The sequence below is a fragment of the Nonomuraea sp. NPDC049378 genome (assembly GCF_055586745.1).
Genome location: NZ_JBVJHP010000013.1, coordinates 203,063 through 229,230, shown reverse-complemented (window position 1 = coordinate 229,230; position 26,168 = coordinate 203,063). Strand labels below are relative to the sequence as shown.

At 73.0% G+C, this 26,168-nt stretch carries 27 protein-coding genes; 13 read left to right on the top strand and 14 right to left on the bottom strand.

The features are described from left to right. From ACZ6SA_RS28270 to ACZ6SA_RS28235, 8 genes are all read right to left on the bottom strand, one after another. The coding region (locus tag ACZ6SA_RS28270; RefSeq protein WP_465831454.1) for a phosphoenolpyruvate-utilizing N-terminal domain-containing protein at nucleotides 1–424 on the bottom strand (424 nt) is incomplete at its 3' end. Continuing rightward, on the bottom strand, nucleotides 417–698 hold the full coding sequence (locus ACZ6SA_RS28265) for an HPr family phosphocarrier protein (protein WP_347619323.1): 282 nt from the start codon (nucleotides 696–698) through the stop codon (nucleotides 417–419). The genes ACZ6SA_RS28270 and ACZ6SA_RS28265, both read right to left, overlap by 8 nt. A gap of 94 nt (nucleotides 699–792) precedes the next feature. Further along, nucleotides 793–1,797 (bottom strand): zinc-dependent dehydrogenase, encoded by a 1,005-nt coding sequence (locus tag ACZ6SA_RS28260; RefSeq protein ID WP_465831452.1) that lies wholly within the window; start codon nucleotides 1,795–1,797, stop codon nucleotides 793–795. Beyond that, complete coding sequence (locus tag ACZ6SA_RS28255; protein ID WP_347644978.1) at nucleotides 1,794–2,219, bottom strand: PTS mannitol transporter subunit IIA; 426 nt, start codon at nucleotides 2,217–2,219, stop codon at nucleotides 1,794–1,796. Before ACZ6SA_RS28255 ends, ACZ6SA_RS28260 begins: the two co-directional genes overlap by 4 nt. Continuing rightward, entirely contained in the window at nucleotides 2,212–2,520 is a 309-nt protein-coding gene (locus tag ACZ6SA_RS28250) for a PTS lactose transporter subunit IIB (protein ID WP_132518575.1), read from the bottom strand. Before ACZ6SA_RS28250 ends, ACZ6SA_RS28255 begins: the two co-directional genes overlap by 8 nt. Nucleotides 2,521–2,523: 3 nt before the next feature. Continuing rightward, entirely contained in the window at nucleotides 2,524–3,699 is a 1,176-nt protein-coding gene (gene mtlA / locus ACZ6SA_RS28245) for a mannitol-specific PTS transporter subunit IIC (RefSeq protein WP_465831449.1), read from the bottom strand. A 48-nt stretch (nucleotides 3,700–3,747) separates the two neighbouring features. Continuing rightward, a complete protein-coding gene (gene pfkB / locus ACZ6SA_RS28240) occupies nucleotides 3,748–4,731 on the bottom strand; it encodes a 1-phosphofructokinase (protein ID WP_347644980.1) in 984 nt (327 codons plus the stop codon). Further along, nucleotides 4,728–5,489 (bottom strand): DeoR/GlpR family DNA-binding transcription regulator, encoded by a 762-nt coding sequence (locus tag ACZ6SA_RS28235; protein ID WP_132598494.1) that lies wholly within the window; start codon nucleotides 5,487–5,489, stop codon nucleotides 4,728–4,730. Before ACZ6SA_RS28235 ends, pfkB begins: the two co-directional genes overlap by 4 nt. A 101-nt stretch (nucleotides 5,490–5,590) precedes the next feature. Between ACZ6SA_RS28235 and ACZ6SA_RS28230 the strand changes: the two genes are divergently transcribed. Beyond that, nucleotides 5,591–6,457, top strand: coding sequence for a D-alanyl-D-alanine carboxypeptidase family protein (locus ACZ6SA_RS28230; RefSeq protein ID WP_465831447.1), 867 nt, complete (start codon nucleotides 5,591–5,593; stop codon nucleotides 6,455–6,457). 80 nt (nucleotides 6,458–6,537) lie between these two features. After that, nucleotides 6,538–7,053, top strand: coding sequence for a hypothetical protein (locus ACZ6SA_RS28225; protein ID WP_347644982.1), 516 nt, complete (start codon nucleotides 6,538–6,540; stop codon nucleotides 7,051–7,053). A gap of 28 nt (nucleotides 7,054–7,081) precedes the next feature. Here the strand turns inward: ACZ6SA_RS28225 and ACZ6SA_RS28220 are convergent, their stop codons facing one another. Further along, nucleotides 7,082–7,876, bottom strand: a complete 795-nt coding sequence (locus ACZ6SA_RS28220; protein WP_465831444.1) for a class I SAM-dependent methyltransferase — start codon at nucleotides 7,874–7,876, stop codon at nucleotides 7,082–7,084. A 167-nt stretch (nucleotides 7,877–8,043) separates the two neighbouring features. Between ACZ6SA_RS28220 and ACZ6SA_RS28215 the strand changes: the two genes are divergently transcribed. Then, nucleotides 8,044–8,460, top strand: coding sequence for a CBS domain-containing protein (locus ACZ6SA_RS28215; protein WP_347644984.1), 417 nt, complete (start codon nucleotides 8,044–8,046; stop codon nucleotides 8,458–8,460). A gap of 10 nt (nucleotides 8,461–8,470) precedes the next feature. After that, a complete protein-coding gene (locus ACZ6SA_RS28210; protein WP_465831442.1) occupies nucleotides 8,471–8,824 on the top strand; it encodes an MmcQ/YjbR family DNA-binding protein in 354 nt (117 codons plus the stop codon). 34 nt (nucleotides 8,825–8,858) lie between these two features. Here ACZ6SA_RS28210 and ACZ6SA_RS28205 read toward each other — a convergent pair whose 3' ends face one another. Then, nucleotides 8,859–9,788 (bottom strand): hypothetical protein, encoded by a 930-nt coding sequence (locus tag ACZ6SA_RS28205; RefSeq protein WP_443152565.1) that lies wholly within the window; start codon nucleotides 9,786–9,788, stop codon nucleotides 8,859–8,861. 130 nt (nucleotides 9,789–9,918) lie between these two features. On the opposite strand from ACZ6SA_RS28205, the gene ACZ6SA_RS28200 reads away from it, so the two are divergent. Then, nucleotides 9,919–10,863, top strand: a complete 945-nt coding sequence (locus ACZ6SA_RS28200; protein WP_465831439.1) for a GNAT family N-acetyltransferase — start codon at nucleotides 9,919–9,921, stop codon at nucleotides 10,861–10,863. Between the two features lie 14 nt (nucleotides 10,864–10,877). Here the strand turns inward: ACZ6SA_RS28200 and ACZ6SA_RS28195 are convergent, their stop codons facing one another. After that, on the bottom strand, nucleotides 10,878–11,660 hold the full coding sequence (locus ACZ6SA_RS28195; RefSeq protein WP_465831438.1) for a nucleotidyltransferase domain-containing protein: 783 nt from the start codon (nucleotides 11,658–11,660) through the stop codon (nucleotides 10,878–10,880). After that, the gene (locus ACZ6SA_RS28190; RefSeq protein WP_465831436.1) at nucleotides 11,657–12,295 is read right to left on the bottom strand and encodes a nucleotidyltransferase domain-containing protein; all 639 of its coding nucleotides are present in this window, start codon (nucleotides 12,293–12,295) and stop codon (nucleotides 11,657–11,659) included. The genes ACZ6SA_RS28195 and ACZ6SA_RS28190 overlap by 4 nt, the downstream gene beginning before the upstream one ends. Before the next feature lie 45 nt (nucleotides 12,296–12,340). Between ACZ6SA_RS28190 and ACZ6SA_RS28185 the strand changes: the two genes are divergently transcribed. The 8 genes from ACZ6SA_RS28185 to ACZ6SA_RS28150 all read left to right on the top strand — a co-directional run bounded on the left by ACZ6SA_RS28185 (nucleotide 12,341) and on the right by ACZ6SA_RS28150 (nucleotide 24,220). Further along, on the top strand, nucleotides 12,341–14,209 hold the full coding sequence (locus ACZ6SA_RS28185) for a propionyl-CoA synthetase (RefSeq protein WP_465831434.1): 1,869 nt from the start codon (nucleotides 12,341–12,343) through the stop codon (nucleotides 14,207–14,209). Nucleotides 14,210–14,317: 108 nt separating this feature from the next. Then, complete coding sequence (locus tag ACZ6SA_RS28180) at nucleotides 14,318–17,248, top strand: NACHT domain-containing protein (RefSeq protein ID WP_465831431.1); 2,931 nt, start codon at nucleotides 14,318–14,320, stop codon at nucleotides 17,246–17,248. 125 nt (nucleotides 17,249–17,373) lie between these two features. Further along, entirely contained in the window at nucleotides 17,374–18,564 is a 1,191-nt protein-coding gene (locus tag ACZ6SA_RS28175) for a sensor histidine kinase (protein WP_465831429.1), read from the top strand. Next, the gene (locus ACZ6SA_RS28170) at nucleotides 18,561–19,214 is read left to right on the top strand and encodes a response regulator (protein ID WP_465831427.1); all 654 of its coding nucleotides are present in this window, start codon (nucleotides 18,561–18,563) and stop codon (nucleotides 19,212–19,214) included. Before ACZ6SA_RS28175 ends, ACZ6SA_RS28170 begins: the two co-directional genes overlap by 4 nt. A 233-nt stretch (nucleotides 19,215–19,447) precedes the next feature. Beyond that, nucleotides 19,448–21,436: an MMPL family transporter gene (locus ACZ6SA_RS28165; protein ID WP_465831425.1), complete on the top strand. Its 1,989-nt coding sequence runs from the start codon at nucleotides 19,448–19,450 to the stop codon at nucleotides 21,434–21,436. Between the two features lie 48 nt (nucleotides 21,437–21,484). Continuing rightward, nucleotides 21,485–22,372: a hypothetical protein gene (locus ACZ6SA_RS28160; protein WP_347644995.1), complete on the top strand. Its 888-nt coding sequence runs from the start codon at nucleotides 21,485–21,487 to the stop codon at nucleotides 22,370–22,372. Nucleotides 22,373–22,405: 33 nt separating this feature from the next. Next, complete coding sequence (locus ACZ6SA_RS28155) at nucleotides 22,406–23,314, top strand: hypothetical protein (protein ID WP_465831423.1); 909 nt, start codon at nucleotides 22,406–22,408, stop codon at nucleotides 23,312–23,314. Between the two features lie 21 nt (nucleotides 23,315–23,335). Continuing rightward, on the top strand, nucleotides 23,336–24,220 hold the full coding sequence (locus tag ACZ6SA_RS28150; RefSeq protein ID WP_347644997.1) for a hypothetical protein: 885 nt from the start codon (nucleotides 23,336–23,338) through the stop codon (nucleotides 24,218–24,220). On the opposite strand, the gene ACZ6SA_RS28145 is transcribed toward ACZ6SA_RS28150, so the two are convergent. Both ACZ6SA_RS28145 and ACZ6SA_RS28140 read right to left on the bottom strand, forming a co-directional pair. Next, nucleotides 24,205–25,341, bottom strand: coding sequence for a UDP-N-acetylglucosamine--N-acetylmuramyl-(pentapeptide) pyrophosphoryl-undecaprenol N-acetylglucosamine transferase (locus ACZ6SA_RS28145; protein ID WP_347644998.1), 1,137 nt, complete (start codon nucleotides 25,339–25,341; stop codon nucleotides 24,205–24,207). The two genes, ACZ6SA_RS28150 and ACZ6SA_RS28145, sit on opposite strands and share 16 nt — an antisense overlap. Nucleotides 25,342–25,345: 4 nt before the next feature. After that, the gene (locus tag ACZ6SA_RS28140) at nucleotides 25,346–26,161 is read right to left on the bottom strand and encodes a formylglycine-generating enzyme family protein (protein WP_465831575.1); all 816 of its coding nucleotides are present in this window, start codon (nucleotides 26,159–26,161) and stop codon (nucleotides 25,346–25,348) included. Between the last annotated feature and the right edge of the window lie 7 nt (nucleotides 26,162–26,168).

The following is a 26,168-nucleotide window of genomic DNA, read 5'->3' as shown; positions in this document are numbered from 1 at the left end:
CTGCCCGGCCCGACCCCCCCTCCTCGCCGCGCCCGCCCCTATGACGCGTCACCCTTCCGGCGCGGGCGGCGGCGGCGCGGGCGGCGGCGGCGCGGCGGTTGAGGTCGGCGGCGACCGCCTCCAGGGCCCTGGCGACCGTGGCCGCCTCAGCGGCGGGGTCGGTGACCGGGCGCGCTTCGGGCAGCGCCGGCGGCCCCGCCATCCGGATCACCGGGCCCGCCGCCCGACCCTGGCTGACGCCGAGGCCGGCGAGCCCTCCGGCGGCGCCCGCCTCGGGGCCGCCGCCGGAGCCGCCGCCGGAGCCGCCGCCGGAGCCGCCGCCGGAGCCGCCGCCGGAGCCGCCGCCGGGGCCGCCGTCGTGAGTCGTGGCCCTCTGCGGTCCCGTGCCGGGGGGAAGGGGGGCAGGGCGGGACAGGTCACGCATCGAGGGCCTCTTCCGCGTCCAGGTCGCGCGACAGCAGCGCCGCCAGGGAGTCCAGAGCCTCCTCCGCCCCGGGCCCCTCCGCTTCGAGCGTGACCTCTGAGCCGCGCACCGCGCCCAGCGACAGCACCCCCAGCATGCTCCTGGCCGGCACGGACTTCTCGCCCAGCCGGACCGTCACCGGCACCCCCAGCTTCGCCGCCGCCTGGACGAACAGCTTGGCGGGACGGGCGTGCAGGCCACTGGCCGAGGCCACGGCCACCGTTCGTTGTGCCATGAGAAGCCTCCCAGGCTCCATGTTCGATCTCGCGTGCTCGATCTTCGTGTCTTCAGCGTTCGTTCGTCAGCGTTCGTTCGTCAGCGTTCGTTCGTCAGGGCTCGATGGTGACCTTGATGGCCGCGCCCCTGCTGACGAGATCGATCCCGTCGAGCACCTGGGGCAGCGGCAGCCGATGGGTGATGAGGTCGGACACCACCACGGCGCCGTCGGCGACCAGTCGCAGCGCCTCCGCGTTGTGCGCGGGGCTGGAGCCGTTCGCGCCGACGATGGTCAGCTCGCGGTAGTGCACCAGGTTGGAGTCGAGCGCGATGACGGGATCGTCCTTGGGCAGGCCGCCGAAGAAACTGATCCGGCCCTGCCTGGCCGCCATCCGCACGGCCTGCTCCTGCGCCGCGCCCGACGCCGCCGCCGTGATCACGACGTCCGCGCCCCTGCCGCCGGTCAGCTTGAGCACCTGCTCGGCCGGGTCGGCGTCGATGGCCGCGTCGGGGCGTACGAGCTCGGCCGCCATCGCCAGGCGCTCGGCGTTGACGTCCACGAGGAAGACCCGGGAGGCGCCGCGCGCCCGCGCCAGGCGCACGTGCAGGCAGCCGATCGGGCCCGCGCCCATCACCACCACGTCGTCGCCCGCGCCGACGCGCGCCAGCGACTGGCCGTTCAGCACGCACGCCAGCGGCTCGGCCACCGACGCCTCGGCGAAGCCGACGCCGGACGGGATGGTGTTGACGCCGTCCACGGCCAGCACCTTGGAAGGGACGATCATGTACTCGGCGAAGCCGCCGTCGTAGTGGTAGCCCATCGACTCCTGGTTCGGGCAGACCGTACGGCGGCCGCGTACGCACTCCTGGCACGTGCCGCACGGGATGGCGGCGATCACCTGCACCCGCGCGCCCGTGCCGACGACCTCGCCGGCGATCTCGTGGCCCATGACGCGCGGCGGCCTGATGTGGTGGTGGCCGAACGTGAAGATCTTGGCGTCCGTGCCGCACGTCGAGCAGTTGCGCACCCGGATCTTCAGCTCGCCGGGCCCCGCCTCGGGCTCGGGCGCGTCCTCGATCCTGATGTCGCCGGGTGCGTGAAATCTGGCGACCTTCATGTGAGCTCCTTCATCACCTGCGAGACCTCCGTGGCCTCGCGCAGCGTCCTCGCGCGGTCGGGGTCGAGCAGGATCTCGGCCAGCTGCGACAGCAACCGCACGTGCCCGTCGTCCTTGGCGGCGATGCCGACGCACAGGGTGACCTGCTCGCCGTCCCAGTCGACCCCGCCGGGGAAGCGGACCACGCAGATCGCGTCGCGCCGGACGTCCTCCTTGGAGGCGTTCGTCCCGTGCGGGATGGCCACCCCCTCGCCGACGTAGGTGGAGATCGACCGTTCGCGTTCGAGCATCGCCTCGATGTACGGCTCCGCGACCGCCCCCACGTCGGCCAGCGCCCGCCCGCACCGGCGGATGGCCGCCTCGCGGTCGGGGGCGCTCTCGTGCAGCAGCACGGCCCGCGGGTCGAGCAGGTCGTCACGCATCGACGGTGCCGCCGTTCTTGATGGTGTTCACCAGCTTGGTCACCGCCGGGTCGCCGAGGAAGATCTGGAACGACACCAGGGGCTTCCCGGGGGCGGAGGCCTTGGCCCTGGCGGCGAGCCCCGAGTGGCACACGATGACGTCGGCGTCGTCGGGGATGGAGTTGACCGGGGTGTGCTCGACGGTGACGCCGCTGTCCTTGAGCTGCTTGCGCAACTGCGAGGCGAGCATCACGCTGCTGCCCATCCCGGCGTCGCAGGCGACGATGAGCTTCTTGATGTCCTTGCTGTCGATGCTGGGCATGGTTCAGGCCTCCTTGGTAGCGGGCTCAGTGGTGGAGCCGGTGGTGGGCCCGGTGGCGGGCTCGGTGCCTTCTGCGGATTCTGCGGATTCTGCGGACGCGGTGGGGCCCGCGGAGTCGTCCTGCTCCGCCTTCTCGCCGCGGCCGAAGCCGAGCAGGACGGCGGCGACGGCGAACGACACGGCCGCGGCCACGAGGATTCCCAGGCTGGAACCGAGCCAGCCGCCCCTCGGGGTGACCGCGAGATACGCGAAGATGCTGCCGGGCGACGGCGAGGCGACCAGGCCGGCGCCGGTGGCGATGAACGTGAACACGCCGGCCGCGCCGCCCGCGATGACGGCCAGGATGAGGCGCGGCTTCATGAGCACGTACGGGAAGTAGATCTCGTGGATGCCGCCGAAGAACTGGATGAGCATCGCGGCGGGGGTGCTGGGCCGCAGCTGGCGCGGGCCGAACAGCAGGAACGCCAGCAGCAGGCCGAGCCCGGGGCCGGGGTTCGACTCGAGCATGAACAGGATCGACTTGCCGGTCTCGGCGGCCTCGGCGATGCCGAGCGGGGTGAGCACGCCGTGGTTGATGGCGTTGTTGAGGAACAGCACCTTGGCCGGCTCGATCAGCACGGAGGCGACGGGGAGCAGGTTGTTGCCGATCAGCCAGCTCACGGCGTTGCCCGCGGCGGTGGTGGCGGCCTCCACGATGGGGCCGATGCCCAGCATGCCGATGACGGCCATCACGCCGCCCACGATGCCGGCGGAGAAGTTGTCCACCAGCATCTCGAAGCCGGCCTTGGTCCGCTGCTCCGTGAACTTGTCCACATATTTCAGGATCAAGGCGGTGAGTGGCCCGATGATCATGGCGCCGAGGAACATCGGGGACTCGGTGCCCACCACGACGCCCATGACCGCCACCGCGCCGACGACCGCGCCGCGCTGCCCGTGCACCATCCGGCCGCCGGTGTAGGCGATGAGCACCGGAAGCAGGGTCCCGATGATCGGGCCGACCATCTTCGCGAGGGTCTCGTTGGGCAGCCAGCCGGTCGGGATGAACAGCGCGGTGATCAGACCCCAGGCGATGAACGCGCCGATGTTCGGCATGATCATGCCGGCCAGATGGCCGCCGATGCGCTGGACGGTGGCCTTGACACCGGTTCCGGTGACCGGGGGCGTGTAACTTTCGGCCATGGGACTTGCTCCTTCGGGGGATGAGCAGTGATCAGCCGCTTCGCTGGGTCAGGGGAGTGCGGGTGCGGGCGGGGACGGCAGGGCGGGGGAGGAGAGGAGACGGGCCGGGTCGGGGGAGCCGACGGTGACGGCGCCGGGGTCGATGTCGGCGGGGCCGGGCATCCGGCTGCCGGGCAGGCGCACCGCCGCGGCGCCCCAGGCCAGCGCCTGGGCCAGCGCGCCGGGGCCGCGCCCGCCTCCGGCGAGGAAACCGGCCAGCATGGCGTCGCCCGCGCCGACGGAGCTGCGGGGTTCGGCGACGGGGGCCTCGCCGTACCAGATGCCGTCCGGGCCGACGAGGACGGCGCCGTCGCCGCCCAGGCTGGCCAGCACCGCCCGCGCGCCCGCGGCGCGTAACGTGGCCGCCGCCTCCACGACGTCGCCCACGCATCGGATGGGCATGCCGGTGGCGGCGGAGAGCTCCTCGGCGTTCGGCTTCACCAGGGCCGGCGCGGCGCCGAGCGCGCAGGACAGCGCCGGGCCGCTGGTGTCGACCGCGACGTGGATGCCCGCCCCGGCGAACCTGCGGCACAACGACGCGTAGACGTCGGCGGGGACCTCGGGCGGAAGGCTGCCCGAGGCGACCACCCAGTCGGCTCCCCGGTCACCGGAGTGCGCGGCCTCCAGCACGGCGTCGGCGATCGTGTCGAGCTCGTCCTGCGCGAGGGCCGTGCCGGGTTCGTTGACCTTCGTGACGGTGCCGTCGGGCTCGGCGAGGGTGACGTTCGACCTGGTCGGGCCCGCGACGGGGACGGTGACCATGTCGAGGCCCTCGTCGGCGAGCAGCCGTACGAGCTGCCTGCCCTCGTCGCCGCCGAACGGCACCACCGCGCGCGAGGCGACCGCGTTGGCCAGCAGGGCGCGCGAGACGTTCACCCCCTTGCCGCCCGGGTCGAGGTGGGCGGCGGCGGCGCGGATGACCGCGCCCCTGTCCAGGGCGGCGATCTCGATCGTGCGGTCGAGGCTGGGGTTGAGCGTCAGGGTGAGGATCACGCCCGGATCACCTCCGGGCCCGCCGCGGCCAGGTCGGCGGCCAGCGCGACGTCCAGGCCGGTGTCGGTGATCAGCACGTCGATCTCGGCGAGCTCGGCGAACGTGGCGAGATAGGTGTTGGTGAACTTCGTGTGATCGGCCAGCAGCACGCTGCGCTGCGCGGCCTTGACCATGGCCCGCTTGATCGCCGCCTCCGCCGGGTCGGGCGTGGTCAGGCCCCTGCTCAGCGAGCAGCCGTTGGTGGCCATGAACGCCACGTCGACGTTGAGATGGGCCAGCGGGCGCAGCGCCCAGTCGTCGACGGTGGCGAGCGTCTTGCCGCGCAGCCGGCCGCCGAGCATGATCACGTGCAGGTTGGCGCGGGCCGCCAGGGCGGTGGCCAGCGGTGGAGAGTTCACCACCACGGTGAGCTCCCGGTCGGCGGGCAGCACCTGGACCAGCCGTCCCGTGGTGGTGCCCGCGTCGATGATCACGGAACCGTCGTCGGGGAGCTCGGCGAGCGCCGCCTTGGCGATGCGCTCCTTCTCGCCCGTCATCACCTCGTCACGGGTGGCCAGCGCGGGCTCGAACCCCAGCCGCTCCACGGGGATCGCGCCCCCGTGGACCCGGCGCAGCACACCCGCCCGCTCCAGCGACGTCAGGTCGCGGCGGATCGTCTCGGTGGTCACGTCGAGCTCGGCGGCCAGCGTCACCACGTCGACGCGGCCCGCGGACCGCGCTCTCCGCAGGATCTCCTGCTGCCGCTCCTCGGCGTACATGATGTTGATTCACCGCCGTTTCGAGTTGGTTTCATCTGTGTTTATACCCGCTTAGTTGTGCGGTCAAGGGGATGCGGGCGGAATCTGGTAGTTGTAGGCGGGTGCGAATCAAGCCCCTTGCCGCCGTGCCCGTCGTCCTCGCCACGGCGCTGACCGCCGTACCCGCTCACGCCGAGAGGGCCAAGCCGCCCTCCGTCCCCGCCGGCACCACGGCCGCGTGGCTGGTCTTCGACCGGCAGGCGGGCAAGTTCGTGGCCACGCGCAACGCGCACAGGAAGTACCGCTCGGCCTCCATCGTCAAGATCCTGATCGCGATCGACTACCTGGAGCGGCACAAGAGCGTGCCCGCCGCCGACGCCAAGCTGCTCAAGGGCATGCTGCGGGCCAGCGACGACGACGCGGCCTCGACGTTCTGGGAGCGCGAGGGCGAAGGGAAGATCGTCGTCAGGACGGCCCGCAGGCTCGGCCTGGCCGACACCACACCGCCGCCCGCCTCCAAGCCGGGCTTCTGGGGCTACACCTCGCTCAGCGCGTACGACATCGTGCGCACCTACCGCTACCTGTTCGACCGGGCCGACGCCAAGGTCAGGAACCTGATCCTGGGCCACCTGCGCAAGGCCGCGCCGTGCGGGGCCGACGGCTTCGACCAGACCTTCGGCATCCCCGACGCGATCCCCCGGCCGTGGGCGGTCAAGCAGGGCTGGTCCGGGTTCGGCATGACGCCGCCGAGCCGCTGCAAGGACGCCAAGGCCGTCGGCGCGCCCATCTCGTGGGTGGCGCAGCGGGCCACCGGCTCGGGCGTGCCCGACTACGGCCGCCCGGTGCTGCACACGACCGGCCTGGCAGGCCGGGGCGACCGGTACGTCATGGCGGTGCTCACCGCGCACCCGGTGGGCGGCACGTGGAGCGGCTCGGTCAAGCGCATCACCAGGCTGACCCGCGACCTCTACCGCAGCGTCGCCGGCTGACGTCCACGCCCGCCCGCGGGAGCGTCACCGCTGGGGCCGGTGTTGCCTCGCGGGGCGGGCGGGCCGGTAGAGTCGGCCCGATGACGAAGCATGCGATCACCCCGCAGGCCGGCATTCTCGGTGACACGTTCGGGTGCGCCTGCGGCGTGGCCCTGGCCGGCCGGATGCCGGCCGAGCTCCACGCCGCCGAGAACGGCCTGTGCTCGGCGTGCCTCGGCTCGGCGGAGGAAGAACTGACGGCCGGCATGACGCGCGGGTGCCCGTCGTGCGCGGGCAGCGGTCGCCGCAGGGAGCAGGTCACCTGGCAGCTGGCGCACGCCGAGGCCGAGCACCTGATCACGATGACCATCGTGCGCGGGATCGTGGCGGGCTTCGACGGGCCGTTCCACCTGTCGGAGATCGCCGACACGGTCAGGACGGGTCTGGGGCTGCCCGCCGGGCGGCTGCCCGTCGGGCCGCGCGTGCGCGACCTGCTGCTGCAACTGCAGGCCGCGGGCGAGATCACCATGTTGTCGGCGCCGGACGAGCTCATCGGCTCCGACATGGTCCTCTACCGCGACCCCCGGTGGCAGCGCGCCAGGACCCTCGGCATCTGACAGCGCGCCGGGCTCAGGGCGGTGCGGCTCAGGCGCGGCAGAGGACCTCGCCGTGCAGGAGCGACATCCAGCCGTCACCGTCGGCCGCCCACGCCAGCCACCCCTCCGAGATCCGCCGCAGGTCCGCCTCCGTGGCGGCGCCGGTGGCCAGGGCCTGCCGGGCCATCGCGGAGTGCAGGATCCGCTCGGACCACATCCCGCCCCACCAGGCCCGGTCTTCGGGCGTGGCGAAGCACCAGGTCGACGACGTGGCGGTGACGTCCTCGAACCCTGCGGCCCGCGCCCACGACAGCAGCCGCCGCCCCGCGTCCGGCTCGCCGCCGTTGCCTCGCGCGATCTTCTGGTACAGCTCCATCCACTCGTCCAGCACCGGCAGCCGCGGGTGCCAGGCGAACGCCGTGTAGTCGCTGTCGCGGGCGGCCACGAACCCGCCCGGCCTGGTGACCCTGCGCATCTCCCGCAGCGCGCGCACCGGGTCGCCCACGTGCTGCAGCACCTGGTGGGCGTGGACCACGCAGAACGTGTGGTCGTCGAAGCCGAGCGCGTGCACGTCGGCGACGGCGAAGTCCACGTTGCCCAGGCCGCGGGCGCGCACCTCGGCCCTGGCCAGGTCGAGCGCCTCCGCGCTCACCTCGGACGCCGTCACGTGCCCCACCCTGGCCGCGAGGTCCGCGGTGATGGTGCCGGGGCCGCTGCCCACGTCGAGCACCTTCATGTGGGGCTTCAGGTGCGGCAGCAGGTACGCGGCCGAGTTCCCGGCGGTGCGCCGGCGGTGCGAGCGCAGCACCGACTCGTGGTGGCCATGCGTGTAGACGGCTTCCATCGCCGAACTCCTTCGTCTTCGCCGGACCGTTGCCGGCGAGCCTACGCCAATCTCACCATTCAAGAGAAAGTGTCTTGCTGTACGAGACAGGCGCGGCGTGGGCGCGGCCTCCGGTGAATCGGGCGAGCGCCCGGGTAGGGGGCGGGCACCGACCCACAGGAGGACCCATGGCGAAGACCGTGGCAGACGTCATGACAGCCCACCCGGCCACGATCGAGGGCGACCAGCCGGTTTCCGCCGCCGCGGCGCTCATGCGCGAGCACGACACCGGGGCGATCATCGTCAACGACAACGGCCGCATGCAGGGCATCGTCACCGACCGTGACATCGCCGTGCGCGTGGTCGCCGCCGAGCGCGGCCCGGACACGCCGGTACGCGAGGCGTGCAGTCCGGCCGTCGAGGCCGTCGACCCCGACACCGGCATCGAGCAGGCCGTGCGGATGATGCGCTCGCACGCCGTCCGCCGCCTTCCCGTGGTCGAGGACGGCCGCGCCGTCGGCATCGTCAGCCTGGGAGACCTGGCCGTCGAGCGCGACCCGGATTCGGCGCTCGCCGACATTTCGGCCGCCGAGGGAAATCGGTAACGTTGCCCGCGTGGTCACAGTCGACGACGTGCGGCGGTTCGCGCGCACGCTCCCGCGCTCCACTGAGCACCTCATCAGGGACCGCGTCAAGTTCCGGATAGGGCAGATCGTCTACGTGGCGTTCTCGCGCGACGAGACGCAGATGGGCTTCGCGTTCCCGAAGGAGGAGCGGGCGGCGCTGGTGGCGGCCGAGCCGGACAAGTTCCTCATGCCGGGGGAGTCGGACCTGCGCTTCAACTGGGTCGAGGTACGGCTCGCCGCCATCGACGCCGCCGAGATGCGCGAACTGGTGCTGGAGGCCTGGCGGATGTGCGTACCGAAGAAGGTGCGCCTGGAACAGCAGCGGCAGGCCGGCACGCCCTGAGCAGCCAGGGCCTCGGCCGGCGCCGGACCACACGTCAGCCGCGGACGTCGGCCAGCCCGCGCAGCCGGCGCAGCGCCTTGCGGGCGGCCGCCGAGACCCGCTGGTCCGGGTGGTGGTCGATGAACAACCGCAGCACCTGGCCTGTCCACGGATGGTCGCCGAAGGCCAGGATCGGGATCGTGCCCGCCTGCTCCTCCACGTCCATGCCCAGGGCGATCGACTCGATCACCTGGCCGGGCTCGTCCCCGAACTCCAGCAGCGCCGCCGCCATGTCCACCAGCACCCACGCGATCTCGTCCGGCGCGGGCTGCCGCTCGGTGCGGCCGGTCCTGGCCGCGATCACCGCGCCGAGCTTGCGCTTCTCCAGGTGCCGGGAGAGCGCCAGCCGGCCCTCGTCGCCGAACCGGGTCGACAACAACTCCACGCCGATCGCCCGGCTCAGCGGGCTGACCGTGGCCAGCGCCGCGGCGATCTCGGCCACCGCCTCGTCGCGCTCCCGGCCCTTCAGCCATCCGGCCAGCTCCTCGTCGCGTTCCGCCTCGGGGTAGGACCGCAGGCCGTGCAGCAGCGCCGCGGCGTCGCCGTCCGCGAGCGAGCCCATGACCGGGACCTCCTGCCCGGTGGTCGCCGCGACGATCAGCCGCGCCGCCCACAGGCCGAGCCAGCTCAGCGTGTACGGCTCCTCCTGGCGGACCAGCCCGAGCCCTGTCAGCGTCTCCGGCACCTCGCCCTGGTGCGGCTCGCGCGTCAGGAACATCCTGATCAGCTCGAGCAGCAGGGCGCCGTCCGCGGCCAACAGGTCGCGGCAGTGTCCCGCCCAGGCGGCCAGCACCTCGGAGTCGTCGCCCTCCGGCTTCAGTTCCCCGGCCAGCGGGGCGGCGCGCACCGCCGCCGCGAGCGTGGCCTCGCCGGGCAGCCGGATCGGTGGTTGCAGGGGCAGCGTGTCGTCGTGGTAGGAGCTCACCAGCCCATCCTGTCGCGATATTTCTGTTAAAGTGCCAGCCGACACCGAAAAGTCGGAAGAAAGGAGGCGCTGAGATGTCCGGCATCACCACGGGCGCTCCTCGCGCCCGCTTCCACTTCTCGGAGGAACCATGCGTTTCCGTCCCGCGGTCAAGGACGACCTAGACCGCCTGCTCGGCTGCGTCGTCGACGAGCCCATCAGCTGGGCCCACCCTGAGCGGCTGCTGTCGTACGTGGAGAGCCGCAACTACGGCTACGACCGCATCTGGCTGGCCACCGATGACGACACCGACGACATCCTCGCCCGCGCCGTCTGGTGGAGCTTCCCCGACGGCGCCAGGCCGCTCGCGCTGGACTGTCTCTACGTGCACCCCTCGGTCGGCGACCGCGTGGGCGTGGCCGCCGACCTGCTGCGCCACGCCCATGCCGCCTTCGGGCGGGCGCCCGAGTACCACGTCTTCGTGCCCAACGGCTGGCGCGGCGACCCCGCGGCCACGGCGGCCGTCGGCTGGCGCTGGGAGGCCGCCGGCCGCGCCGGGCTGACCGAGGAGCTCGAACGCCTGCGCTACGCGTGGACGGCGGGCGACGCGCCCGTGCCCGAGCCGCCGGACCGGCTCGTCTTCCGCGGCGAGGAGGACGACGAGGTCTTCGTGGAGGCGTTCCGGCGGGTGGCCGCCGGCTCCCTCGACTTCGCCACCCGCCAGGCCCTGCGCACCATGGACCCGGTGGAGCAGGCCCGCGAGGACGTCCGCGACTGCGCGTCCATGCGGGGCGAACGGTCCTGGTGGCGGCTGGCCTACGACAAGGGCGGCGACCTCGTCGGTGTCGCCCTGCCCTCCGCCAACGACGCCGGGCCCGTGGTCGGCTATCTCGGTGTGGTGCCCGAGCGGCGCGGCCACGGGTACGTCGACGACCTCCTCGCCGAGATCACCCGCTTCCACGCGGAGCGGGGCGTCCAGCGGATCGTGGCCGACACCGACTCCGGCAACGTGCCGATGGCCAGGGCGTTCGAGCGGGGCGGCTACCGCAACTTCGCCGTCAGGCTCGTCCTGTCGGCCGATCCCGCGGCTCCGTAACGGCGGATTCCCCGTCAGACCCTGGCCGCCCGGTCCCCGGGCTCCGCCATGCCCGGCGAGGGCCCGCGCAGCCGGGCCCTGACCACCACATCGTGCAGCGCCTCCCCGGCGGAGGCCCGCTCGGGGAGCGCCGACGACTCCCGGGCCTCCTCCAGCGCCGCCGTCATCCGCGCCACGTCCTCCTGGACTCCCGGCACGGACGGCGCCTGCCCGTGCTCGGCCTCCCGCTTCGCGGCGACGAGCTCGGGCAGGTACGCCGGCCCGTACGCGTACAGGCGGGTCAGGTCGGCCTCCAGCTCGCCGGTGCGCATGAGGTGCGTCCCCGTCGCCAGCACGCGGAAGGTGTAGAGCAGCGGCTTCAGCTCGCCGCTCCTGCCGAACAACCGCCACTGCGTGCGCGCGAACCCCAGGTAGTGGTGCGCGTGGTGGCGCGTCAGGCAGCCAGGGGCCAGGGCGACCAGTTCCTCGTGCGCCGCCGAGGACGCCACGACCAGCGGCGAGAGCAGCTGCTCCAGCACGTAGCCGTTGCGGCCGAGCAGCAGCCGCCCGAACTTGGCCAGGTCGTGCGTCACGAGGTCCACCTCGACGCCGTCGCGCGTCCACGTCCGCTCCAGCGTCTCCGGGCCGTGCCGCAGCCCGGCCACCTCCTCCACCGGCAGCAGGTGGGCGCCCCGCAGGTCCACGTCGGAGTCGGCCGAGGGGAACCCGTACAGGTGCGCCCCGCTCACCGTCGCGAACACCGGCGGGTACGGCTGCTCGCCGGGGATCTCCGCCAGCCATCCGGGCAGGTCGTTCACAGGTTCTCCTTCCGTACGCCGATCAGGAAGTCCTCCACCCCCTCCCGGTCCGGCCGGGCGGGCAGCACGCTCGGCGTCGCGGCCAGCTCGGCGGCCAGGGCGGCGCGCCAGGCGTCCACCTCCGCCCACGGCAGGGCTCCGCGCCGGATCGCGAGCAGCCGCTCGCGGTGCGGCCCCACCCGGACCAGCGGCTCGCCGTGCCGGACCAGGTGCAGGCCGCTGAGCAGCAGCCGCACCATGTGCATGGCCTGCTTCCACCTGGGCGCGACCGGGTCGATGCGGCGGAACTGGTCCTCGGCGTAGCCGGCGAACGAGCGCTGCGCCCGCCGCGAATGGAACGCCGTCCGCAACTCGCGCAGCCGCCGGCCGGCGGGGGTGATCACCTCCACGACAGGCGACCACAGGCACTCGAGGACGGTCGGGTTGGCCTCGAGGGCGAGGCCGCAGAAACGCTCGACCTCCCACGAGAACTGCTCGGGCAGCGGCCCGTCGCGGTGCGTGGGGGGTTTCTCCAGCCGCCAGAACGCCGCGGTCGGCGCCACGAACACGCCCCGCCGGTCGGTGTCGGAATTTTCGGTTTCCAGCCCGTACGCCCGCGATCCCATGACGACGGAAAGGATCAAGTCATCGCTCACCCATGTATCTTGCGCCATGGGGGCGCGGGCTGATCTGATCGATCAGTGGGCGGTTACGACGAGGCTTACCGGCAGAGCATCGAACAGCCTGGCGCGTTCTGGGCCGAGGCGGCGCGCGGCATCGACTGGGACGTGGCGCCGGCCACCGCGCTCGGCGACGGCGGCCGCTGGTTTCCCGACGGGCGGCTCAACACCTGCCACAACGCGGTCGACCGGCATGTCGCGGCCGGGCGCGGCGAGCAGGCGGCGCTGATCCACGACAGCCCGGTCACCGGCACGGTCCGCGTCCTCACCTACGCCGACCTGCTCGACCAGGTGGCCAGGACCGCGGGCATGCTGCGCGATCTGGGCGTGCGGGCCGGCGACACCGTGGTCGTCTACATGCCGATGGTGCCGGAGGCGGTCGTCGCGATGCTGGCCTGCGCGCGGCTGGGCGCGGTGCACTCGGTGGTGTTCGGCGGGTTCGCGGCCAGGGAGCTGGCGATGCGGATCGACCACGCCAGGCCCAAGGTGGTGCTCTCGGCGTCGTGCGGCATCGAGCCGGCGCGGGTGGTGGCGTACAAACCGCTGCTGGACGCGGCGCTTGAGCAGGCCGCGCACCGGCCGGACCACTGCGTGATCCTCCAGCGGCCGCAGTCGGTGGCCGAGCTCGCGCAGGGCCGCGACCTCGACTGGGAGCGGGCCGTGCGCGAGGCCGAGCCGGCCGGCTGCGTGAGCGTGGCCGCCACCGACCCCCTCTACATCCTCTACACCTCCGGCACGACCGGCTCGCCCAAGGGCGTCGTGCGCGACAACGGCGGGCACGCGGTGGCGCTGCACTGGAGCATGGCCAACGTGTTCGGCGCCGCTCCGGGCGAGGTCTACTGGGCGGCCTCCGACGTGGGCTGGGTGGTCGGCCACTCCTACATCGTGTACGCGCCGCTGCTGGCGGGCTGCACGACCGTGCTGTACGAAGGCAAGCCGGTCGGCACGCCGGACCCGGGAGCGTTCTGGCGGGTGGTGGCCACGCACGGGGTGCGTACGCTGTTCACCGCGCCGACCGCGATCAGGGCCATCAAGAAAGAGGATCCATCCGGAAATTTCGCGAAAAAGTGGGATCTGTCGGGGCTGCGGTACCTCTTCCTGGCCGGCGAGCGGCTCGACCCCGACACCTACCACTGGGCGTCGGACCTGCTCGGCATCCCCGTCATCGACCACTGGTGGCAGACCGAGACCGGCTGGCCGGTGGCCGCCAACTGCGCCGGCATCGAACGGCTGCCGATCAAACCCGGCTCGCCCACCAAGCCGGTGCCCGGCTGGGACGTGCACATCCTCGACGCCGACGGCAACGACTGCCCGCCGGGGGTCGACGGCGCGGTCACCGTCAAGCTGCCGCTCCCGCCCGGCGCGCTGCCCACCCTCTACCGCGACGACGCCCGCTTCGCCCGCTCCTACCTGGAGCGCTACCCCGGCCACTACCTGTCGGGCGACGGCGGCCACCTCGACGCCGACGGCTACCTCTACGTCATGGGCCGCATCGACGACGTGATCAACGTCGCCGGCCACCGCCTGTCCACCGGCTCGATGGAGGAGGTCATCGCCGCCCACCCCGACGTGGCCGAGTGCGCCGTGATCGGCGTGGCCGACGAGCTGAAGGGGCAGCTGCCGATGGGGTTCGTGGTGCTGAAGGCCGGTGCGGAGCGCGACCCCGCCGAGGTGGAGCGCGAGGTGGCCGCACTCGTACGCGAGCGCGTCGGGCCCGTCGCCGCCTTCCGCCGCGCCCTGGTGGTCGCCCGGCTGCCGAAGACCCGCTCGGGCAAGATCCTGCGCGCCACGATGCGCGACATCGCCGACGGCCGCCCGTACACCACGCCGTCCACGATCGAGGATCCGGCGGCGCTGCCGGAGATCGCGCGCGCCCTGAAGGGTACATAACGTTCGGGCCGGCAACAGACCTGGCGGCAGACCTGCACGGTGTGGAAGCCTGCGCGATCGCGGGCGTGGAGCGCATGATGGGACACCCCCTGTCCCCGGGAGAAGGCCATGATCGATACCCCGAGCTACGCCGACGCCCTGAGGATTCTCGGCTGCAAGGACGGCAGGCTGGTCAAGGTCGTCGGGTTCGCCTCGGCCGCCGAGCGCACCGGCTGGGCGCTGGCCGGCGGCGGGCGGCTGGCGGCCGGACTGAACGACATGCGCGACGGCATCGTCCGTTACGGCAAGGACGTCGTGCGCCGCATGCCCGAGCTCAAAGGCGGCGTCGACCGGCACACCCGCACCGAGCGGCTGGCCGCGGCGCACGCCGCGATCGTCGTGTCGGCGTACTTCGAGGCGCTCGGCGAGGCGAAGCTGCCGTTCACGCTGGACCGGCTCGACCGCGGCGAGAAGATCTCCCACGGCGTGCCGACGCCCGAGCGGTTCGCCAGGCTGGTGGCCGAGCTGCTGCTGGAGCGGCTGCCCACGCCCGAGCCGCACCTGCCGTACGCCGAGACGCGGCGCGCCGTGGAACGTGCCTTCCTGCACATGTCCGAGGCCCTGGCCGGATACGTGGGCGGCCTGTCGGTCTGGGACGAGCTCAGCGTCGACGACCAGCTCCTGCTGCCCCGCATGCTGGCCGAGGGCCCGCCCGCGCACGCGCTGCGCATCTACGACGAGGACTACCGGTCGCTGGCGCTCGACAGCCACGAGTTCGGGGTGCGCAGCCTCGTCACGGAGCGGCCGCCGCCCGGCACCGCGCTGTCGCGGGTGGCGTGGTTGCTGGCCGAGCTGGCCCCGCCCAGGGTCGGCGACCGCCCCGTGATCCACCTGGCCAGGATGGCCGCCAACGCGCTCGACCAGCCGCTCCTGGTCGCCGGCAAACATCCCGAGGACGTCACGCTCCCGCTGCTCGGCGAGGGCTACCTCACCCCCCGCTGTCGGGTCGCGGAGCTGACCCGCTACGCCGCGCCCGCCGAGCGGGCCTGGTGGGACGACCGGCGCCTGTTGCCCGACCCCGAGGCGTTCCTCGTGGGACACCTCACCTCGCTGCGGGCCACCCGGGCGCCGCTGCTGGTGCTGGGCGAGCCGGGTGCGGGCAAGACGAAGCTGACCGAGGTGCTCGCGGCCCGGCTGGCCAGGTCGGAGTTCCTGCCGATCAGGGTGGAGCTGGGCGCGGTGGCCGCGCGCGCGGACGTCACCGAGCAGATCGAGCAGGCCCTCAAGGGGGTGCTGGACGAGCAGGTGGGCTACGCCGACCTGGTGGCGGCCGGCGACGGGGCGATGCCGGTGGTCCTGCTCGACGGGCTGGACGAGCTGCTGCAGGGCGGCGTCAACCGGTTCGACTACCTCGAACACGTCCAGGAGTTCCAGGCCAGGGAGGCCGGGCTCGGGCGGCCCGTCGCGGTGATCGTCACCAGCCGTACGGTGGTGGCGGACCGGATCAGGTTTCCGGAGGGGCTGCTCGCGCTGCAGCTGCAGCCGTTCGACGACGGCCAGGTGCGGCAGTGGCTGGACATCTGGGACCAGGCCAACCGGTCCCTGCTGGCCAGGCGTGACCTGAAGCCGCTGCCCGCGCGGGCGGCGCTCGTGCACGGCGACATGGCCAGGCAGCCGCTGCTCCTGCTGCTGCTGGCCCTCTACGACGCCGGCGGCAACGCGCTGCAGCGCGACCACGGCCCGCTCGGGCGCGCCCGCCTGTACGAGGTGCTGCTCAGGGACTACACCGAACGGGAGACCGGCGGGGCGCGGCGGGTGGCGATCGACCAGGAGCTGGTGTTGCTCGGCACGGCGGCGCTGTCCATGCTGGCCAGGGGCCGCCAGGTCCTCACCGACGAGGCGCTCGAGCGCGACCTGCCCGCCCTGTGCCACGGCGGCGAGGAGGACCCCGGCGACGAGGGCGAGCGGATCGACTGGGTGCGCAAGGCCACGGAACGGTTCTTCTTCGTCCGCAGGAACGGCCACGCGTTCCTGCACTCCACGTTCGGCGAGTTCCTGGTGGCCTGGCTGACCGTCTACGCGCTGCGCGACCTCGACCGCAGGTGCCGGCTGGCCGGCGACGAGCCCCTCGCGCTCGTCCAGGCCGTGGACGACGACCTGCTGTACGCCGTCACGTCCCACTCGTGCCTGGCCGAGCGCGGGCCCACCGTCGGTTTCATCCTGGAGCTGCTGGCCGAGGTGCCCGCCGCGGTGCGGGAGCGGTGCGTCACGCTCCTGGCCGGGACGCTGCGGCGCTCGCTGCACGAGCGCCCCCGCCGCCACTTCACCGGTTTCCTTCCGGTACGTCACACGGTGCCCCGCCGTCTGGCCGCCTACTCCGCGAACCTCACCCTGCTCATCGTCGCCGCCTCCGACCAGCCCGTCAGCGTCTCCTCGCTCCTGGCGGGGCCCGACCCCCTGGACCGCTGGTCCGCGCTCACCCACCTGTGGAAGGGCAACCTCGGGCACGAGGGCTGGAACGGCCTGCTCACCGCGCTGTCGGCGCACCGGGTGATCGACGGCGGCACGGAGGACGTCGTGCTCGAGGGCGAGGAGGGCGCCAGGAGCGCAGCCGGGAGGAGCGACAGTACGAGTGCCGGGATGAGCGCCGGGATGAGCGCCGGGATGAGCGCCGGGATGAGCGACGGCATGGGCGACGTCGTCGTCGCGGTCGCCACCGGCCACACGCCCCGGCACCGCCGCCTGCTCGACCTGCTGCTGCGAGCCCTGGGGGAGGGGCGCGGCCTGCCCTACCGGGAGCGGGTCCGCATCCTCGACGAGCTGGTCCGTACGGTGGCGGTCAGGTCGCCGGCGCTGCACCAGGCGCTGGGGGCGATGTGGGCGGAGGACGGCGACGGCCACGCCGAGCTGCGCCCGTTGCTGCGTGCCGTGCTGGCCGACCCGGTGGACCGGATGGGCGCCTGGAACGCGCTGGTCAAGGCCGGCGTGCCCGAGATGGCTCTCTGGGAGATCCAGCAGCACCCGCCGTCAGGGGCGGAGGACCTCGGGCCCGGCCGCTGAGCTCCGGCGCCTCCGCCCGCCGGCCGTGCCGCGCCGGCCGGACGCGATGCGTACCGCGCGCGGCGTACGCGGGAACCGCGGCGGCGGTATCGCGCGGCCCGGGAGCAGCGCACTAGCGTACGGGAATGCGGACGATTGTCCTGGTGTGCGGTATGGCGGGGGTCGTGATGTTCTCGACGGCCATGGCCTACGAGAACCAGCCGGAGGCCCGACCGCTGGACCTGCTCGGCTACACGCTGCTGGTCGCGACGGCGCTCGGGCTGGTCTGGTGGCGGACGCGGCCCGACGTCGCGCTGGCCGTGTGCGCCGGGTCGGCGGCCGGCATCTTCGGCCTCGGGTACGCGCTCTCGCTGTGGACGGTCCCGGCCCTGATCGCGCTCTTCTCGGCCATCGCGGCCGGGCGGCGGGCCGCCGGCTGGGCGGGCGCGGCGTTCCTGGTGGCTGTGCCCGCGGTGCCGGCCGTGCTGCGCGCCGAGGCGGACGTCACCATCGCGGTCGTCGTCTGGGCCGCCCTCGTGCTGCTCGTCGCCCAGCCCGCGGAGGTGTCGCGGGCGCGGCGCGACCACACCGCGGAGGTCGAACGGCGGGCCGCCGACGCCGAGCGGACCCGGGAGGAGGAGGCGCTGCGGCGGGCCCAGGAGGAGCGGCTTCGGGTGGCCAGGGAACTGCACGATGTCACCTCGCACACGGTGGCGGTGATCGCGCTGCACGCCTCCGTCGCCGCCGAGGCCGTGGAACGCGCCGGGGGCCCGGCCGAGGCCGCCGCCGCCCTCCAGGTCATCCGGACCTCCAGCCGCCAGGCACTCGGCGAGATGAAGGCCGTTCTCGGCGTCCTGCGCCCCGGCCCGGCCGGCTCCCGTACCCCGGACCCTGCCGGCTCCGGAGCGGCCCTCGGCCTCGGCGCTCACATGAGGCCGGGCCCGGGGCCGGTCGAGGCCCGTGGCCCGAGGGAGCCGCTGCCGGGTTCGGCGGAGCTGCCGCGGTTGCTGCGCACGGCGGGCCTGCCGGTGACCCTCGACGTCGAGGGTGAGCGCCGCCCGTTGCCGCCGGCCGCCGACCTGACGGTCTACCGTGTCGTCCAGGAGGCGCTGACGAACACCATGCGGCACGCGAACGCCACCACGGCGACCGTGACGCTGCGCTACGAAAGGGGAGCGGTGACCGTTCGGGTGGACGACGACGGCGACGGGAGCAGGGCACCGCGCGGTCACGGCCTCACTGGCATGGCCGAGCGGGTCGCCGCCGTGGGCGGCCTGCTCACCACCGGCGACGGCCCCGCCGGCGGGTTCCGCGTCACCGCATGGTTGCCGGCGTGATCGAGGTCCTGATCGCCGACGACCAGCCGCTCGTCCGAGCCGGTCTGCGGGCGCTGCTCGACACGGAGGACGACATGATCGTGGTCGGGGAGGCCGCCGACGGCGCCGAGGCGGTGCGGCTCTCGGGCCGGCTCCGGCCCGACGTGGTGCTGATGGACGTCCGGATGCCGGAGTTCGACGGGCTCCAGGCCACCCGCGCCCTGACCGCCACGGGCGTGCGCGTCGTCGTGGTCACCACGTTCGACCTCGACGAGTACGTGTACGAGGCGCTCAGGTCCGGAGCCAGCGGCTTCCTGGTCAAGGACGCCGAGCCGGGCGAGATCCGGCACGCCGTCAGGGTGGCCGCCCGGGGCGATGCCCTGCTGTCACCGGGGGTCACGCGCAGGCTGATCGGACAGTTCACCGCGCGGCGGCTCACCGGCCTGGACGACGGCCGGCTGGCGCCGCTGACCGGCCGCGAGCGAGAGGTGCTCGCCAGGGTCGCCAGAGGATTGTCCAACGTCCAGATCGCCGAGCAGCTCTCCATGAGCCCGCTGACCGTCAAGACGCACGTCAACCGCATGATGACCAAGCTGGCGGTGCACGACAGGGCGCAGCTCGTCGTCATCGGTTACGAGAGCGGCCTCGTCCATCCCGGAGACGCCGGCTGACAGCCCACCCCAGGACCTGACGACCCGAGCGGGCCCCTGCTCGCGGACCGAGCCTCTGCCCCCAGGACCTGAGGCTCCGAGCGGGCCGCTGCCGGCGCACCGGGCGCCCGCCGGAATCCCGGGTGGCCCCGTCACCCCGTCAGCCCGTCCGTTCGGGAGTACCACGGGTGCAGTAGCCGGCTGACCGCGCACGGGGGACGCCGGGCGGCGCGCGTGCTTCCTACCGTCGCCGCATGATCCGTTTCTGCATCCGTCACCGATGGCTCGTCGTCGTGCTCTGGCCGGTCCTGGCCGCCGCCCTCATCGCGGCCGCCGCCACCTGGCCGGCCCCGTCCGACGACGACTTCACCTTGCCGGGCTCGGAGAGCCGGCAGGCCGCCGAACTGCTCGGCCCCGCCGCTGAGGAACCGCCGGGCACCCTGGTCGTCTCCGCCCCGAGCGGGGTCAGGGAGCCCGGGCCGCGCGGGGCCGTGGCCGCGCTGGCCGGCCGCATGAACGCCGTCCCCGGCGTACGCGTCTCCCTGGACGCCCAGCGGGTGTCACCGGACGGGACGCTCGCCTCCATCCCCATCGACTACCCGGACCCCGCCGCCGCCCCGGAGCTGAAAAGGCTCCGCGACGGCTTCCAGGCTTCCGGCGTCACCGTGGAACTGGCGGGCGACGACTTCGCTGACTTCACCCCCGGCGGCCTGACGGAGGGCATCGGGCTGCTCGCCGCCGCGATCGTGCTGCTGGTCGCGTTCCGCTCGCTGATCGCGACCGTGCTTCCGCTGGTCATCGGCGTGGTCGGGGTGGCGTGCGGCGTCGCGCTGCTCACGGTGCTCGGCCACCTCGTCGACATGCCCGGCTTCGCCGTCTACCTCACGATCATGCTGGGGCTCGGCGTGGGCATCGACTACGCGCTGCTGATCGTCACCAGGTTCCGCGCGGGCCTGGACGAAGGGCTCGGCGTGGCGGAGGCCGTCACGCGGGCCATGCGCACGGCGGGCAGGTCCGTGCTGCTCGCCGGGCTGATCGTCATCGTGACCGGGTCCGGCATCCTGTTCCTCGGCCCGTCGATCGGCGGCGGGATCGCGCTGTCCGCCGGGTGCGGCGTGCTCATGGTGATGCTGGCCTCGCTCACCCTGCTGCCCGCTCTGCTGGCCTTGGCCGGCACGCGGATCGACCGGTTCGCGCTGTCCCGCCGTTCCGCGGCCCGGCCCCTGGCGTACCGGTGGAGCCGGGTCGTGCAGCGCAGGCCGTGGCTGATGGGAACGGTGGCACTCCTGGCGCTGGCCGCTCTCGCCCTGCCCGGAACGCAGTTGCGGGTCGGCTGGTCCGACGCGGGCAACCGGCCGGTGAGCGACACCACGCGCCGTGCCCACGACCTGCTCGCCCGGGGGTTCGGGCCGGGCATGGAGGCGCCGCTGATCCTGGCCGTACGCGACACGGGACGGGCTCCGCTGGGCGACGTGGTGCGCCGGGCGGCCGCCACACCCGGCGTTGCGCAGGCGTTCCCCGTGGGGAAGCACTCGGCGATGGTGGTGCCCGCCACCGGCCCGCAGGACGAGCGGACCACCGTCCTCATCCACCGCCTGCGCGCCGGCCTGCCGGACCCGGTGCTCGTCACCGGGTCCACCGCCGCGGCCATCGACTACGCCCGGCATGCGTCCGGCCGCATGCCGTGGATGGTCGGGGCGGTCCTGCTGGCGTCGTTCGTGCTGCTCGCCGGGGTGTTCAGGAGCGTGGTGCTGCCGGTGAAGGCGATCGCGGTGAACCTGCTGTCCATCGGAGCCGCCTACGGCGTCGTCGTGGCCGTCTTCCAGCAGGACGTGCTCGGGCAGGGAACCGCGGGGCCGATCGACGCGTGGGTGCCGACGATGTTGTTCGTCATCACCTTCGGGCTGTCCATGGACTATGAGGTGTTCCTGCTGTCCAGGATCAGGGAGGAGTATCTGACGCACGGCGACAACAGCCGCGCGGTCGCCGGCGGGCTGGCCGCGACCGCCAGGGTCATCACCGCGGCCGCCACGATCATGTTCTGCGTGTTCGCCGCCTTCGGCGCGTTCGATGATCGTGCGCTGCGCGTGATGGGTGTGGGGCTGGCCGCTGCGGTGCTGGTCGACGCCACGGTGGTCCGCCTGGTTCTGGTGCCCGCCGCCATGGAGGTGCTCGGTGCGCGCAATTGGTGGTTCCCCAACCTGACCTTTCGGAGGCTGACATCCGGGGAAAAAGTTACGTAATATCCACACATCACGAGCGTTGGGGGCGCCAGGGTGCCAGGACAGAACGTGGGTGTGGTCGTCGATCCGGGAGTATCCCCGGAGGTCGCCGGATTGTTGCGCGCGAACGCCCCCCTGCTGTCCAGGATCAAGGCGGGCTGGGTGCCCCCGGCCACCCGGGCCCCGGCGCGCCACCCGAGCGCCTCCAGCGCGCTGCTGCTGGCCGCCACCCCCGCCGTGATCGCGTTCATGGCCGTCCTGATGGCCTCGCCGCTCGCGCCCGCCGGGTTCATGCTCCTGGGCACGTACGTTTTCATCGTCCTCATCAAGATCGCCTCGATGGGCGAGGTGGTGGAGGAGGACCGGCCGCACGAGCGCGGCGTGTACGAGCAGGCCCGCTGGCACGACGGCCGCTACCTGCTGCCCGAGGACTTCGACGAGGAGGCCGGGCAGGTGCTGGCCAGGGCGCAGCGGGCGATCGGGTCCGTGCTGCGCTCCCATGTCAACGCCGAAGGCCTCCTCGACGACGCGCGCAATGCCGTGATGTTGCCCGCGCAGGAGTGGGAGATCGCCCGGCTGCTGGCCAAGCTGTCGGCGCTGCGCCTGGAGCACAGGGAGCTGGTGTCCAGGGGCATCGCGCCCGAGGTCGCCGCGGTGATCGAGCCGCTCGAACGGGCGCTGGCCGGCAGCGAGGCGGCCGTGGTCGCCCGCGTGGAGGCGCTGGAGCGCTACGCCGCCCACGTCGCCGACGCAGAGCGCGCCTACCACGCCCGCGGCCAGATCGAGGAGCTGCGCGCCCGGCTGCCGAAGTACGAGGAGCTGCTGGCGGAGTCGGGTGCGGACGCGCTGGCCGTACCCGAGATCGAGCGGCTGGCCGAGGACGCCGACGTTCTGGAGCGCACGCTCCGGCGCAGCGTGCGCTCGGCGCACGAAGCCTTCCGCTACCTGGAGAGCTGACAGTCGGACAGACCGGGACATAGGATCAGTAACGTGGCCGGACGTCATGCGAAGGTGATCATCGATCCGGCGGTGCCTGACGACGTCGCGGCCCTCTTACGCGACAACCGCAAGCTGCTCGTCCGCATCCACGCGGGCTGGGCGCCCGCGCACAGGGGTCACCGGCCCATGGCGGGCACCGTGGCCAGGCTGGCGGCCACCGTGACGGCCGTTGCGGCCGCGGTGTACGGGCTGACGTTGTTCGTCGCCGAGCAGTACACGGCCTTCGTGGTGATCATGACGGGGGCGGCGCTGCTGATCGTCAGCGTCCTGCTCAGGCCCAGGCCCGACGCCGAGGTGGAGCGCCGGCACGCCTTGGAGCGCGTCGTCTACGACCACGCCGGCGGGTACGACGGCCGCTTCGTGCTCCGCGAGCACCTCGACGACGCCGCGCGACCGCTCCTGGGCCGCGCCCAGGCGGCGATCGACCAGGTCATGAGCTCCAGCGTCAATGCCGAAGGGCTGCTCGACGACGTGCGCAACGGCGTGATGCTGCCGGCGCAGGAGTGGGAGATCGCCCGGCTGCTGGCCAAGCTGTCGGCGCTGCGCGCCGAGCACCAGGAGGTCGTCGCGGAGGGCGTCACCCCCGAGGTGGCCGCCGTTGCGGGGCCGCTCGCCGAGGCTCTCGACAGCAGCCAGCGGGCGGTGCTGGCCCGCGTCGAGGCCCTGGAGCGGTACGCCGGCCACGTGGCCGACGCCGAGCGCGCCTACCGCGCCAGGTATCAGATCGAGCGGCTCAGCGCCCGGCTGCCCCGCTACGAGGAGTTGCTCGCCGAGTCGGGCGCCGACGGGTCGGCCGTGCCGGAGCTGAGCCGATTGTCGGACGACGCCGACCGCCTTGAGCAGGCGTTACGCAACAGCGTGAGCTCCGCGCACGAGGCATTTCGCCACCTCAAGGGTTGATTTCCCTTAGGATCCGGTTTTGTGGCGGATGTGGTGGTAGACCCCGGGGTGCCGCCCGATGACGCTCAGCTGCTCAGGCAGAGCCGGCTGGTGCTGATGAAACTGCGCCAGGGCTGGGTGCCCGACAAGCGGCGGGCCGCGTCGAGCGCGCGCTATCGCATGGCCGCCGGCTTCGGCACGGTGGCGTTCTTCGGACTGATCATGGGTGTCGGCGGCCTCGGCAGGGGACTCGGCATCCTCATGCTCCTGCTGATGCTCATCCCCGTCATGGTCGTCCTGTTCGTCAGGAACGATCTGGGCGAAGAGGACGAGGACGAGTACGAGCGGCAGACGTACGAGCAGCTGCGCTGGTACGAAGGCCGCTACGTGCTGACCGACGACCTCGACGAGTCGTCCAGGCGGTTGCTCGCCCGCGCCCAGCGGGCCATCGCCACCGTGACCGGCTCCCGGGTCAACGCCGAGGGCATGCTCGACGACGTGCGCAACGCCGTGATGTTGCCGGCGCAGGAGTGGGAGATCGCCCGGCTGCTGGCCAAGCTGTCAGCGCTGCGCACCAAGCACAGGGAGACCGTCTCGCAGGGGCTCACGCCGGAGGTGGAGGCCGTGGCCAGGCCGCTGGCCGGGGCGCTCGACAGCAGCGAGGCGGCGGTGCTGGCCCGCGTGGAGGCTCTGGAACGGTACGCCGCCAACGTCACCGAGGCCGAGCGCGCGTTCGTGGCCCACGAGCAGATCGAGGAACTGCGCGGCCGGATGCACCAGTATGAGGAGCTCGTGGCCGAGACCGGGGCCGACGGGTTCGCCGTTCCCGAGCTCGACCGGCTGGCACGCGACGCCGACCGGCTGGAGCAGGCGCTGCGGCGGAGCGTGAGCTCCGCCCACGAGGCCTTCCGCTACCTCGAACCCTGACCCGCGGCCTCCAGCAGCACGTCGCACAGGGTGTCGGCCGCGTCCAGGCGGCCGAGCGCGGCCGCCGCCTGCCCCATCGCGTGCCGCAGCTCGGGGTCGGCCAGCAGCGGCATCAGCTCGGCCAGCAACTGGTCGGCCGCCGGACGCGGCTCCAGCAGCGCCCTGGCCGCGCCGGCCGAGGCCAGGTAGCCGGCGTTCTTGCGCTGCTCGTCACCGCCGGTCGGGATCAGCGGGATCAGCACGGACGGCTTGCCGATGGCCGTCAGCTCCGAGACCGTGCCCGCGCCGCTGCGCGAGATCACCACGTCGGCGGCGGCGAACAGGTCGGCCAGCTCCGCTCCCACGTAGGGCACCGGGTGGTAGCGCTCGGCCAGCTCGCCGGGCAGCGCGACGGCCCGCATCTGGTCGATCCAGGCGGGCCCGCACTGGTGCACGATCTGCGCGTGCGGCAGCAGCCGGGGCAGCACCTCGGCGATGAGGGTGTTGATCTGCTTGCTGCCCTGCGCCCCGCCCGTCACGTAGATCAGCGGCACCTCGAACGTCAGCCCGAACAGGTCGTAGGCCGCCGCCCTCTTGCCCTGCAGCAGCTCCGGCCGGATCGGATTGCCCGTCACCACGGCCTTCTTCCTGGCCGCCGGGGGCAGATATTCCAGCGACGACTCGTGCGACAGCGCGATCCTGGTCGCCAGCCTGGACAGGATCCGGTTCGCCAGCCCGACCACGGTCGTCTGCTCGTGCATCACCAGCGGGCGGCGGATCAGCTTGGCCGCCACGCCGATGGGGACCGCGACGTAACCCCCGGTCGACAGCACCACGTCGGGCAGGTAGCGGGCCGCGTGCCCCACCGCCTGCAACACCCCGACCGGGATGCGGAACACGTCGGCGACGTTGGTGCCCAGCTCCTTGAGGTTGGGGCGGCGGCGCAGCTTGCCCGTCGTGATCGCCTTGAACGGGATGCCGTGCTCGGCGGTGATCCTGGCCTCGAGACCGTTGGCCGTGCCCACCCAGAGCACGTCGTGCGGCACCTGACGTCGCTGAACGGCCGACAGGGTCGTCAGGGCCGGATAGGTGTGACCACCGGTGCCGCCGCCGGTGATCAACAGTCGCAGGGTTCGTGACATGCGATCAGATTAGAGCCGCACAGCGGAAACCCGTGTGCCCGGAGGCGGAGTCAGGAGTGTTGGAGGTGCGGGCGGCGACACGATAGCGGTTGCAGTAGGAGTCGTGGCACATGTACGACCCGCCGCGGATCACCTTGGCGCCGCCCTCGGCCGGCCCCGTGGGGTTGTCGGCGAAGGCCTCCCACGTCGTGCCCCACCAGTCGGCCGTCCACTCCCACACGTTGCCCGAGACGTTGTAGAGGCCGTAGCCGTTGGGCTGGAACGACTTGACGGGCACCGTCCCCTTGCTCGGCGCGGTCGGGAACCGGCCCTGCCAGATGTTGCACCGCTGCCGGCCCTTGGGCGCCAGCTCGTCGCCCCACGGGTACTTCTTGCGCTCCAGCCCGCCGCGGGCCGCCATCTCCCACTCCGCCTCGGTGGGCAGCCGCTTGCCCGCCCACGTGGCGTAGGCGCCGGCGTCGTTCCACGACACGTGCACCACGGGATGGTTCTGCCGGTCGCCGATCGAGGAGCCGGGACCCTCGGGCGAGCGCCACGTGGCTCCCTCCACCCCGGCCCACCAGGGCGCGCCCGGCACGGAGGCGTCCATCACCCCACCCGTGGCGAACTGGTGGAACACGAACGACCAGCCGATCCGCTCGGCCTCCGTGACGTAGCCGGTCTCCTTGACGAACGTGGCGAACTGCGCGTTCGTCACGCATGCCGGATCGATCAGGAACGGGTCGAGCCGCACCTCGCGGACCGGCCCCTCACCGTCGTCGGGCCGTCCGTCGGGGTCGTCCCCGCCCATCAGGAACGTCCCGCCGGGGATGCGCACCATGCCGCGC